Origin of the sequence: Tritonibacter sp. SIMBA_163 (genome assembly GCF_046535935.1) — a bacterium.
Taxonomy (GTDB): Bacteria; Pseudomonadota; Alphaproteobacteria; order Rhodobacterales; family Rhodobacteraceae; genus Epibacterium; species Epibacterium scottomollicae.
In genome coordinates, this window is sequence record NZ_JAWJBP010000303.1 from 1 (window position 1) to 283 (window position 283).

Consider the following 283-nt stretch of genomic DNA (forward strand, 5'->3'; position numbering starts at 1 on the left):
GTGGTTACCGCTTTCGGTTTCTTTATCTGGGAATTTAGGCTTTCAGGAAGTGCTAGAACAGACTCAACTCTCGCGTCAGGAAGCCTTAGACTGGCAAGAGGAGTGGGATTGTAATCCCGATGTCGAACCAACGGTTAGCTTTACATTTCATGAATGGTCATCTCTCGCCGATGCGGATGGTGTTCAGTTTTCTCTCGAACGGTTACAAGTGGACGATCATCCCCAGCAACTGCAACTGGCTTGCGATCGCGCAGCCAATGGATTAACCCTACGCTTCCAATAT

1 protein-coding gene is annotated in these 283 nt (G+C 48.8%); it reads left to right on the plus strand.

Features of this window, described 5'->3' with window-relative positions; translation table 11 throughout:
* A partial coding sequence (locus tag R0J92_RS22495; RefSeq protein WP_411053294.1) for a hypothetical protein occupies positions 1-283 on the plus strand: 283 nt, incomplete at both ends.